Raw genomic sequence first — 11,458 nt, 5'->3', positions numbered from 1 at the left:
TTGAGAGCCTTCAGACCGCCGCGACTGGCAATAAGCAGACGACGACGGGATCGGCGGAGAGGGGAGAAAATCTATAACAAGAGAGAGTGGTTTGATACAGATTCATGATGATGTTCCTTTGTAGTGCGATGTAGTTTTTTATTTATGGAAACAAATTTAAAAAATAAAATCGGACTTGTCAAACACTTTTTTCAAAAATTTTATAAAAAATTCAGTTACTAATAAATGATTCTTTAGCAACAAACATAAAAAACGGACAGTCCCTGCCACATCAAACCCTGATGTAGCCTGGCTTCTGTCCGTTTTGTATTTTTGGTTTATAGTCAGAATGATTGTAAACAATCCATCAAAAAATAATTTATAATTGATTCATTTATAAGGAATTTTTAAATACGTTATCAAAAAAATTAGATTTTTTTAGCCTATGGCCGTTCAGACGGCCTTCTCCGGATGGCTAATTCGCGCTAAATGCCGTCTGAAAAGTCTGTTTGCCGACGGTAATATCGGCAGTGTAATCATGGCGGCCCTCGACACAAAATGGCAAGCGGATTTGCAAAGCCTGCCAGCTTCGCGGAGATTGTTTAGTCAGGTTATAGCGGTTGAAGCCCATGTCCATGTTTTTCATACTGAAACTGATACTGACCGCGCCCGTATTTTGCGGAACATTCTCTATCACGATATCAAACGGCTCGTGCGTATTGATGGATGTCGCACGCACTTTTGAACCGTCAGGCAGGACGCAGCCTTGTGTTAAATTACATTCGACTACTTTTGTTTTTGATTGCTGTTGCTGCCACCAATCCAAGAGCAGAAGTTTGGCCGCCGCAAACACAATCAGTAAAACAGCGGCAATCAAAAGCTTTTGATTTTTACTCATTTCAGACGGCCTCAATGTCATTATCGGTCAAAACGGCATGCGCACCCATGCTCTGCCACTGTTCGCGATAAATGGAAACCAGACTTTCCGGAGCTGCCACAATCAGCGGCATCGCCACGCCTTGCGCCAAAATATCGGCAACTTGCCCGGTGGCCGCTTCATCAGCCACTTTCCAAACAACGGCATCCGCATTTTGCACCTGCCGCCATTGTTCGGCATTTTCAATGATTGGCCACACACTGAGCGCTTCTATAGGTTTGCCTTGCTGCCAATCGGCAAATTCCAACAATACGGCAGATGCGCTTTGATACTGAGTCAACATATATGGCACAACATGATATTCGCCCATGTTGTTTTGACCGCTCAAGCCGCTTTTCAGACGGCCTTGAAGCTGGCGCGGAATAGATAGTGAGCGTAACAATGCGCTATTGGCAGGCAACATCGGCGCAACGGTAAAATCCCCTGCCTTTTGCCATGCCCATTTCTGCCCTTCCCTCGATTGAATTTCGCCTGTCCATTGGTCGGCTTCTACCCATAAAAAATGCAGGCGTACATGTGCGTGTTCGTAGGAATGGACTTTGGTCAGCCACGGCGTAGCGGCAAGGATACGGATGCCGAGTTCTTCTTCAAATTCGCGTTGCAAAGCTTGAAAATCGCTTTCGCCGGCTTCCACCTTGCCGCCGGCAAATTCCCAATAGCCGGCATACGGCTTGCCCTCCGGGCGGGAACTGAGCAGGTAGCGGCCGTTTTGGTCGAGCAAAATTCCGGCAACCACTTGCACCAAGGGACGTGTGTCTTCAGTCATCATGAGATTATTCTTAATATGCGGCAGGCGGCGACACCTGCCGATTTATGCGTAAAAAAAAACGATGTCGGGCCTATGCGCCCGACTTTCAACAAATACCTAACCCTTCAGGCCGTCTGAAAAGGATGCTCTATTTCAGAATACTTAAATCCGGCCTTATTTTTCCGCAATGACAAAAGCCATAACGGTATCTTCTTCATCGCTCATACTGAGATGGCAGCTTCGGATACCCTGTTCTTCCAGCCATTTGCTCAAAACCGGTGCAAAAAACAACTCAGGTTTGCCCAATGCGTCATGTCCGACACCGATATTGCGGAAAGAGACTACGCCGCGTATGCCCGTACCGACGGCTTTGGCAAAAGCTTCTTTGGCGGCAAAGCGTTTGGCAAGATAGTTGACCGGTTTGCCTGCCTGTGGAAACTCCAACAGCTCTTCCGGGCTGAGAATGCGTTGCGCAAATGCCAGTCCGAATTTTTTGTTCAAACGGATAATACGTTTGAGGGAAACAATGTCTGTACCTATTCCGTAAATCATGGGTCTGCTCCTTATTTAAATAGTCAGGCCGTCTGAAAGTGTGGATACCGGCCAAAGCAAACCGCTTTAGCCTGTATGGCTGATGCCGTTAAGGCAGCATTCTGGCTCTGAACATGACTTCCTTCATTTGGCGGACCGCTTCAGGCAGGCCAAGGAAGAGTGCTTGGGAAATCAGCGAATGACCGATGTTCAACTCGCGGATGGCGAGAATTTGAGCAATCGGCGTTACGTTGTGAATGGTCAGGCCGTGTCCGGCGTTGACGATCAAGCCCAAATCGCTGGCGTAATGCGCACCGTTTTGAATGCGCTCGAATTGTTTCATCTGCTCGGCGTGGCCGTGTGCATCGGCATACGCACCGGTATGCAACTCGATAACGGGCGCGCCGACATCATAAGCGGCCTGGATTTGCGCGTTGTCGGCATCGATAAACAAGGACACGCGGATACCTGCGTCGGTCAAAATTTTGGTGAACTCAGCCACTTTATCCTGTTGCGCCAATACGTCCAAACCGCCTTCGGTAGTTACTTCTTGACGTTTTTCAGGCACGAGGCACACATCTTCCGGCATGACGTTGAGCGCGTTTTCCAGCATTTCTTCCGTCAGCGCCATTTCCAAATTCAGACGCGTGCGGATGGCGTTTTTAACGGCGAACACGTCAGCATCTTTAATATGGCGGCGGTCTTCACGCAAGTGCATGGTAATCAAATCTGCGCCGTGGGTTTCCGCAATCAGCGCCGCCTCGACAGGGCTGGGATAAATCGTACCGCGCGCATTGCGGATGGTGGCGATATGGTCGATGTTTACGCCTAACAACATAATTAATGTCCTTTCTTTAAGGTTTCAGACGGCCTGAGCCATTACCTATCAAAGGCCGTCTGAAAAAAATTCAACTGCCCAAGCCAAACTGCTGCAACTGCTGCAAAACCTGCCGAGACTTGATGCCCTCGGGTAGAAGGTTGTCAATCAAAAGCCGCGTTACTTTCAAAGCCTGCCCCAGACTTTCCTGATGAACAAAACTGCCTTCCCTTAAATCGATTAAAGTTGCACCCAATACGGCAACGCCCTTATTGATCGCGTGAAAACTGTCGGCCTCGGCCAGGGGCACCACAGCTTCTTCCGGTGTGAGCCAATAAGTTTCTTCGCCGTTGATTTCATTGCCGTTGCCATCATGGAACAAATCGGGGGCAAAGCCCAAGCGTGTCAGTAGCGTCCATTCAAAACGGCGCAAAGCGGCAATGTGGTTGGCCTCGCAACAAATGGTTTTCATGGTTTCCGCCAAAACATCGTAAAGCTCGGGCAACGGATCTTCGCGGACGGTCAACTTCAGCATCAGCTCGTTCACATACAATCCGCTGAACAAAGCTCTGCCCTGCGGCTGCGGCCAACCGCCTATCCATTCGGCGCGATGCAGGGTCTTCAACTCTTGCGAGCCATACCAAGACGCGCTCACCGGCACAAACGGCACCAACACGCCGCGCAATTCGCTCTGTCGTTTACGCGCGCTTCTAGCCAACAAAGCCACCCGCCCATAACGGCGGCTGAAAGTCTCCACCCACAAGCTGCTCTCGCGCCACGGGGCGGAGGCAAGCAGAAAGATAGGTTCGTGGTTGATGCGGTTCGGTTGCGCCATAAGGGTTTGGAAAGATAAAGATTGTGTCGATTATAACGGAAAATCGACACAAAAGGCCGTCTGAAAGGCCTGCTTCTGTGAACAACGCCTGAAAACCTTTATAATCCGTTTTCAATAATTTTCCGATTTTGTTGACTTTATGCCGAAATTCCAGCTCAAATCCACGCTTTCCATACTTTCTCTCGCCCTGTTACCCGCCTGCTCCTTGGTGAAATACCAACCCGTTGCTGGTATTGATGCAGTCGATTTGAAGCAAGGCTACCGCTTTGAAACCAGCAAACTCCAGCGGGAAGACGATGACGATACCTTAATTGTCGTCATGTTTTCAGGCGGAGGAACACGTGCGGCGGCGTTGGGTTACGGCGTTTTAGAACAGCTCAACCAGCAGCAGGTAACCATCGGCGGCAAAAGAAAATCCTTGCTGGCCAACGTCGATGTCGTTGTTGGCGTATCTGGCGGCTCGGTTTTGGCAGCTTATTTTGCACTCAAGGGCGAAGAAACCATTCCCTTGTTTTATAAACGTTTCCTACACCAAAACTTCCAACGCCAAGTCATCAAACAAGCCTTTTCCATGTCCAACCTGCCCCGACTGGCCTCGCCTGAATACGGACGCGGAGATTTGTTGCAGGAGCAGTTTGAAAACTATCTTTTCGGCAAAGCCACTTTCCGCGATTTGGAAAAACACGGCAAAGGCCCGTTTGCCATCATTTCCGCCACCGATATGGGCATAGGCGAACGCTTCAACTTCACGCAGGAATACTTTGATCCGATGTGTATCGACCTGGGCAACCTCCGCATCGCCCGCGCCGTCGCCGCATCCAGCTCCGTCCCCATGGTCTTTGCACCGATTACCCTAAACAACAACGGCGGACGCTGCAACTACACGCCGCCGATTAAAATCGAAGATGCAGAAGATAGCGAAACAGGCAGACAACAAAGCCGCACCATAAAAGAATTTTACGAGCGCTTCCAAAAATACGCAGACGGGAAAAACCGACCCTACATCCACCTGATAGACGGCGGCCTGACTGACAATCTGGGCATGCGCAGCCTTTTGGATATGACGGAAATGTATCCGGAAAAAATCCTGACAAACAAAATCCTGCAAAACAACATCCGCCATATCGTTGTCATCAACGTCAATGCGCAAAACCAAGTCAGCAGCAATTTGGACAAAACCGCGGCCGTTCCCGGTTTCCGCGACGTCGTCTCCTCCATCGTCAATATCCCCATCGACCAAAACTCGCAAGAATCCCTGCGCCGTTTCCGCGCCTTCGTCGATCAGTGGAATAAAGACAAACAGACTGACGGCATCAGTTTCTCCTTCGTCAGCCTCAACCTCAAAGACCTCCCTCCTTCCGAGTTAAGGGAAAAAGTATTGAACATTCCGACCAGTTTTTATCTGCCGCCGGAAGATGTGGACAACCTGCGTACCGCCGCTGCCGAACTGATGAAGCAATCGTTGGACTACCGCAACCTGCTGACAGAATTTGCAGCACACCACAATCCCGACGCCATCTTTGCCGAACCGCCGCCGGACGCTAAAGATTTCAAACCGTTAAACGAAAAAGAAACACAGAAACAATCTGTTCCATAAAGTATTGCTCTGTTAAAATAGAAAAATAGATCTCAACCCCTTCAGACGGCCTCAGAGATAAAGGCCGTCTGAAACAAAATATCAAAAACAGTATACAACCATGACCGAAAAAAACAAGCCTATCGTTACCGATATCGACCGCCCCATCCTCGTTCCGCCCGGCGGCCATAAAAAAGTCCTGCTGCATTCCTGCTGCGCCCCGTGCAGCGGCGAAGTAATGGAAGCCCTGCTTGCCAGCGGCATCGACTACACCATTTATTTTTACAACCCCAATATCCATCCGCACAAAGAATATATGCTGCGCAAAGAAGAAAACATGCGCTTTGCGGATAAATTCGGCATTCCCTTCATCGACAAAGACGACGACTACGAAAACGACCGCAAAGAATGGTTTGCCAAAGCCAAAGGCATGGAATTTGAACCCGAACGCGGTATCCGTTGCACCATGTGTTTCGATATGCGTTTTGAAAAAGCAGCCCAATACGCCCATGAAAACGGCTTCCATGTATTCACCAGCTCACTGGGCATTTCACGCTGGAAAGACATGAAACAGATCAACGGCTGCGGCCATCGCGCTGCTGAGCCTTACGATGACCTGGTTTATTGGGATTTCAACTGGCGCAAAGGCGGCGGCAGCGCACGCATGATTGAAATCAGCAAACGCGAACATTTCTACCAACAAGAATACTGCGGTTGCGCCTATTCCCTGCGCGACTCCAATGCCCACCGCAAATCACAAGGCCGCATCCCCATCAAGCTGGGCGTGTTGTATTACGGCGATGAATCCACCCAATACGAGCCTCAAGCCGAAAACAAAATCATCGTTGAGAAATAAAAATTAAAGGCTGTCTGAAACATTCAGACGGCCTTTATTCAAATCAGCCGATTAACGGCGGCGGAATTTGCCGTGATCAAAATCATCAAATGCCTGATAAGCGGCTTGGCATTGAATTTTTTGCTCGGCATAAGGCAAACCGCGGAACGCTTTTGCCGCTTTATGGTTTTCCCTCAACTCGGCCTTGTTGCCTTTGTAGCGATACCAAGCGGCACGGCGCTCAAGGTATCTCTTACAGGCAGGATGCAATTTGTTTTTCTTCGCCTGCTGGTGTTTGCTCACATGATGGCCATGCGGTTTGGCCGCCGCTTCGGCAGAGTAAGTGCCCAAGCTTAATACGGCAACCGCCGCCAGTGCGGAACCTAAATTTTTCAACATTAACATGATTCGCCTCCTAAATAGTTTTTCCATTAGTATGTTTCGCCAGGGCACCGGCAAAACACCCATTTTTTACATGACAAAAATGTGGTTAATTACTACATCATACTACTTGCTTTGCAAAATTTAACACACCTTCCATTTAGACGAAACCTGAATATAAATTTCTTTATTTCATAAGCCTCTAGCCAATGTCTGGCCAAATGTGATGCAAACGCAAAATAATGCCAAATCGCCACAAAGCCACATAAAATCTAGTTTAAGCCTCCCATCCCCTAATCCACACCCCGAAAAAAGCGCATTGTCAAGTCTAGTTAAACAAAGAAAAATACATTATATTGTGCCGTTCAAAGCAATCACATACCGTATCTTGTGTTTTTTAATGGGAAGACTGAACAATGAATGCAGCAACGAATATTAAAGTAACCAAACGCGACGGACGCTTGGAAGATATCAATTTAGACAAAATCCACCGTGTTGTTACTTGGGCGGCGGAAGGCTTACAAAACGTCTCCGTATCGCAAGTCGAGCTCAAATCACATATTCAGTTTTACAACGGTATCCGTACCGACGACATCCATGAGACCATCATCAAGGCCGCGGCCGACCTGATCTCACAAGATACGCCCGATTATCAATATCTGGCTGCCCGCCTCGCCATTTTCCATCTGCGCAAAATCGCTTATGGCGAATTCGAACCGCCTCACCTCTACGATCACGTTAAAAAACTGACCGAAGCAGGCAAATACGACCGCCACATCATCGCAGATTACAGCTGCGAAGAATTCGACGAGCTAAATGCCTATATCGACCACAGCCGCGACATGACCTTCTCTTATGCTGCCGTGAAACAGCTGGAAGGCAAATATCTGGTTCAAAACCGCGTTACCCGCCAAATTTATGAAACGCCGCAGTTTTTATACATTTTGGTGGCCATGTGTCTCTTCAGCAAATATCCGAAAGAGACCCGTTTGGATTACGTCAAACGTTTTTATGACGCCGTTTCCACATTCAAAGTATCGCTGCCTACACCCATCATGAGCGGCGTGCGTACGCCTACCCGTCAATTCTCAAGCTGCGTATTGATTGAATGCGACGACAGCCTCGACTCCATCAACGCCACCACCAGCGCGATTGTAAAATACGTTTCCCAACGAGCAGGCATCGGCATCAATGCCGGCCGTATCCGCGGCTTGGGCAGCGAAATCCGTGGCGGCGAAGCACAACACACCGGCTGTATCCCATTCTTCAAAATGTTCCAAGCGGCGGTTAAATCCTGCTCGCAAGGCGGCGTACGCGGCGGCGCGGCAACCTTGTTCTACCCATTGTGGCACATCGAAGCCGAAAGTCTGTTGGTATTGAAAAACAACCGCGGCGTAGAAGACAACCGTATCCGCCAACTGGACTACGGCGTACAAATCAACCGCCTGCTGTACACCCGTTTGATCAAAGGCGGCAATATTACCCTGTTCTCGCCGAATGAAGTTCCGGGTTTGTATGATGCCTTCTTCGCCGATCAAGACGAATTCGAGCGCCTCTACACTCAATACGAGCAAGATCCAAACATCCGCAAACGTACTTTGCCGGCAACAGAATTGTTCTCCACCCTGATGCAGGAACGCGCCGGTACCGGTCGTATCTACATCCAAAACGTTGACCACTGCAACACGCACAGCCCGTTTGATCCGCGCGTTGCGCCTGTTCATCAGTCCAACTTGTGCATGGAAATCGCCCTGCCAACCAAACCGCTGGACAACATCAACGACGCAGAAGGCGAAATTGCCTTGTGTACCCTGTCCGCCTTCAACTTGGGCGCATTGAACAACTTGGACGAACTGGAAGAACTCGCCGATTTGACCGTACGAGCACTTGATGCCCTCTTGGATTATCAAGACTATCCGGTTGCAGCAGCACGCACCGCAACCATGAACCGCCGCACACTCGGCATCGGCGTCATCAACTACGCCTACTATCTGGCAAAAAACGGCGTACGTTACAGCGACGACTCCGCGCTCGGCCTGACCCACCGCACCTTTGAAGCCATGCAGTATTACCTGCTCAAAGCATCGGTAAACCTTGCCAAAGAATACGGCGCATGCCCGCTGTTCAACCAAACCGTTTATTCGCAAGGCAAACTGCCTATCGACACCTACAAAAAAGACTTGGACGCCGTGTGCAACGAGCCTTTGCACTACGACTGGGAAAGCCTGCGCGCCGACATCGTCAAATACGGCCTGCGCAACTCTACCCTGACCGCACTCATGCCGTCTGAAACCAGCTCGCAAATTGCCAACGCCACCAACGGCATCGAGCCGCCACGCGGATTGGTAACGGTTAAAGCATCGAAAGACGGTATTTTGAAACAAGTCGTACCGGAATTTGAAACCCTGAAAGATGCCTACGAAACCCTGTGGCAGCTTCCCGGCAACGAAGGCTACCTGAAACTTGTCGGCGTAATGCAAAAATTCGTCGATCAATCGATTTCCGCCAATACCGCCTACGACCCGAACAAATTTGAAGGCAGCAAAGTTTCCATGAAACAAATGCTGAAAGACCTACTTACCGCCTATAAATACGGCGTCAAAACCCTGTACTACCACAACACCCGTGACGGTGCGGACGATACGCAGACCGATATTCAGGATGACGGCTGCGCAGGTGGGGCCTGTAAGATTTAATAAGGGGGATTTTCAGACGGCCTTTTGGTTAAAAAGGTCGTCTGAAAAGATTAAGGGAATAATAAAATGTCTATTACATATTTTGATAACCCAGCACGTAGATTATTGACTATACTCACAAAGGCTAAGCTTATCCCTATAAATGAAAGTGCATTCTCGGCATGGAGAGAAATATTCGATTTGTCTGATGATACTGCTACAAAAGACATTTTGATGAAAATTGGTAAGCTTTATAAACTGTTAGAAGAAGTGAATGAATTTATTAAGGTAACAGCACCGAATAGTCTTGAAGACAATAATTATTGGACTACTCAAGTTTTGTACTTCTTGGCCCAGAGTAACTTGAGTAACTTGAATAAATCATGGGCTGATTCCATATGTTATATAGATGAGCATACAATAAAATACCTAAGAATGACTGTCCAAATTATAGATTTTAATCTAGATAAAACTCAGAATAATCATTTGAAAAATCTAGATACCAATAAAATAAAAGATATTAATGGAAGTATTAAAAAATTGTATGAAGAAGTTCTGAATTCTGATTTAAATGAACAATTAAAAATATCAGTATTGAAATATTTATCCAGACTAATTCAAACTCTTGAAGAATATTGGATTACAGGTAGTGAGGCAGTTTTGGAGGCAATAGAATTAACTATTGGTCATATGACTATTGATTCTAAATATAGGGAGTTTATGACTAAAGAACCTTTAGGTAGCAGCATTATGCAGAAGGTTAGTGATATCATAGTAATTATGACTGCTACTAAGGGCTTTTTAGAAATTATAGAAAAAACGAAGTTATTGCTAAATTAAAATATTTATTATAGTTTAGCAAATTTTATAGATTTAAGGCATGTAAGTTTAAGACGCATTATTTAGCTAAATAAGTTTAGAAGATCGTCTGAAATCCATCTGCATAAATTGTAATCAAACCGAGAAAAAACCATGTCCTGCGAACACCTGTCTATGTCATACAGCACCTTTTCCAAAACCAAAAACGATGCGCTGAAAGAGCCGATGTTTTTTGGTCAACCGGTAAATGTTGCCCGTTATGACCAGCAGAAATACGAAGTATTTGAAAAACTGATCGAAAAACAATTATCTTTCTTTTGGCGTCCGGAAGAAATCGACGTGTCGCGCGACCGTATCGACTACGCCAATCTGCCCGAACACGAAAAACATATTTTCATCAGCAATTTGAAATACCAAACCCTGCTCGATTCGATCCAAGGCCGCAGCCCGAATGTTGCGTTCTTGCCTTTGGTGTCGATTCCCGAACTGGAAACTTGGATTGAAACGTGGAGCTTCAGCGAAACCATCCACTCGCGCAGCTATACCCACATCATCCGCAATATCGTAAATGATCCGTCAGTCGTGTTCGATGATATTGTGCAAAACAAATACATCATCGCCCGTGCTGAAGACATTGCCTGCTATTACGATGATTTGATTGAATACACTCAGTATTACAATCTGTTGGGCGAAGGTTCGCACAATATCGGCGGCAAGCTTGTTACCGTATCTTTGCGTGAGTTAAAGAAAAAGCTCTATCTCTGCCTGATGTGCGTCAACGTATTGGAAGCCATCCGCTTCTACGTTTCATTCGCCTGCTCGTTCGCCTTTGCCGAGCGCGAATTGATGGAAGGCAACGCCAAAATCATCAAACTGATTGCCCGTGACGAAGCCCTGCACCTGACCAGCACCCAGCATATGCTCAACCTGATGCGTGCCGGTGCCGATGATCCTGAAATGGCTGAAATTGCGAATGAATTGCAGGACGAGTGTTTCAACCTCTTCAAAAAAGCAGCCGAGCAGGAAAAAGAATGGGCGGCCTATCTGTTTAAAGACGGCTCAATGATTGGCCTGAACAAGGAAATTCTGGCTCAATACGTTGAATACATTACTAATCTGCGTATGCAGGCGGTTGGCCTTCCTGCCGGATTTGAAGGTGCGACCCAAAATCCGATTCCTTGGATCAACGCATGGCTGTCTTCTGACAATGTACAGGTTGCGCCGCAGGAAGTGGAAATTTCTTCTTACTTAATCGGTCAGATTGATTCGGAAGTCAGCGCGGACGATTTGGGCGATTTCGAGCTGTAAACCGCGTTTCAGACGGC

11 protein-coding genes are annotated in these 11,458 nt (G+C 47.6%); 5 read left to right on the top strand and 6 right to left on the bottom strand.

Going from position 1 to position 11,458, the window contains the following annotated elements; translation table 11 throughout:
• Positions 1-454: 454 nt before the first annotated feature.
• The 5 genes from HMPREF3022_RS02325 to recO form a co-directional block, all read right to left on the bottom strand.
• A complete protein-coding gene (locus HMPREF3022_RS02325; RefSeq protein ID WP_070765075.1) occupies positions 455-877 on the bottom strand; it encodes a hypothetical protein in 423 nt (140 codons plus the stop codon).
• A 1-nt stretch (position 878) separates the two neighbouring features.
• Positions 879-1,682 (bottom strand): NUDIX domain-containing protein, encoded by an 804-nt coding sequence (locus HMPREF3022_RS02320; RefSeq protein WP_283119031.1) that lies wholly within the window; start codon positions 1,680-1,682, stop codon positions 879-881.
• Between the two features lie 156 nt (positions 1,683-1,838).
• On the bottom strand, positions 1,839-2,216 hold the full coding sequence (gene acpS, locus HMPREF3022_RS02315) for a holo-ACP synthase (RefSeq protein ID WP_070588493.1): 378 nt from the start codon (positions 2,214-2,216) through the stop codon (positions 1,839-1,841).
• Between the two features lie 88 nt (positions 2,217-2,304).
• The gene (gene pdxJ / locus HMPREF3022_RS02310; RefSeq protein WP_049331028.1) at positions 2,305-3,033 is read right to left on the bottom strand and encodes a pyridoxine 5'-phosphate synthase; all 729 of its coding nucleotides are present in this window, start codon (positions 3,031-3,033) and stop codon (positions 2,305-2,307) included.
• Positions 3,034-3,103: 70 nt separating this feature from the next.
• Entirely contained in the window at positions 3,104-3,847 is a 744-nt protein-coding gene (gene recO / locus HMPREF3022_RS02305; RefSeq protein WP_049331026.1) for a DNA repair protein RecO, read from the bottom strand.
• A 139-nt stretch (positions 3,848-3,986) separates the two neighbouring features.
• Between recO and HMPREF3022_RS02300 the strand changes: the two genes are divergently transcribed.
• Positions 3,987-5,444: a patatin-like phospholipase family protein gene (locus HMPREF3022_RS02300; protein ID WP_070765073.1), complete on the top strand. Its 1,458-nt coding sequence runs from the start codon at positions 3,987-3,989 to the stop codon at positions 5,442-5,444.
• A gap of 100 nt (positions 5,445-5,544) precedes the next feature.
• Positions 5,545-6,279: an epoxyqueuosine reductase QueH gene (locus HMPREF3022_RS02295; RefSeq protein ID WP_049331023.1), complete on the top strand. Its 735-nt coding sequence runs from the start codon at positions 5,545-5,547 to the stop codon at positions 6,277-6,279.
• Between the two features lie 51 nt (positions 6,280-6,330).
• Here HMPREF3022_RS02295 and HMPREF3022_RS02290 read toward each other — a convergent pair whose 3' ends face one another.
• Complete coding sequence (locus tag HMPREF3022_RS02290; RefSeq protein ID WP_049331022.1) at positions 6,331-6,663, bottom strand: hypothetical protein; 333 nt, start codon at positions 6,661-6,663, stop codon at positions 6,331-6,333.
• Positions 6,664-7,055: 392 nt separating this feature from the next.
• Between HMPREF3022_RS02290 and nrdA the strand changes: the two genes are divergently transcribed.
• The 3 genes from nrdA to nrdB all read left to right on the top strand — a co-directional run bounded on the left by nrdA (position 7,056) and on the right by nrdB (position 11,441).
• A complete protein-coding gene (gene nrdA / locus HMPREF3022_RS02285; protein ID WP_049331020.1) occupies positions 7,056-9,335 on the top strand; it encodes a class 1a ribonucleoside-diphosphate reductase subunit alpha in 2,280 nt (759 codons plus the stop codon).
• 66 nt (positions 9,336-9,401) lie between these two features.
• Entirely contained in the window at positions 9,402-10,154 is a 753-nt protein-coding gene (locus HMPREF3022_RS02280; protein ID WP_049331019.1) for a hypothetical protein, read from the top strand.
• A 153-nt stretch (positions 10,155-10,307) separates the two neighbouring features.
• A complete protein-coding gene (nrdB, locus tag HMPREF3022_RS02275) occupies positions 10,308-11,441 on the top strand; it encodes a class Ia ribonucleoside-diphosphate reductase subunit beta (protein ID WP_049331034.1) in 1,134 nt (377 codons plus the stop codon).
• Positions 11,442-11,458: the final 17 nt, after the last annotated feature.

It is taken from the genome of Neisseria sp. HMSC065C04 (genome assembly GCF_001815375.1).
In the GTDB taxonomy this organism is placed as follows: domain Bacteria; phylum Pseudomonadota; class Gammaproteobacteria; order Burkholderiales; family Neisseriaceae; genus Neisseria; species Neisseria flavescens_D.
Note: the sequence above shows the minus strand (reverse complement) of the source record. Positions and strands in the feature narration are given on the sequence as shown.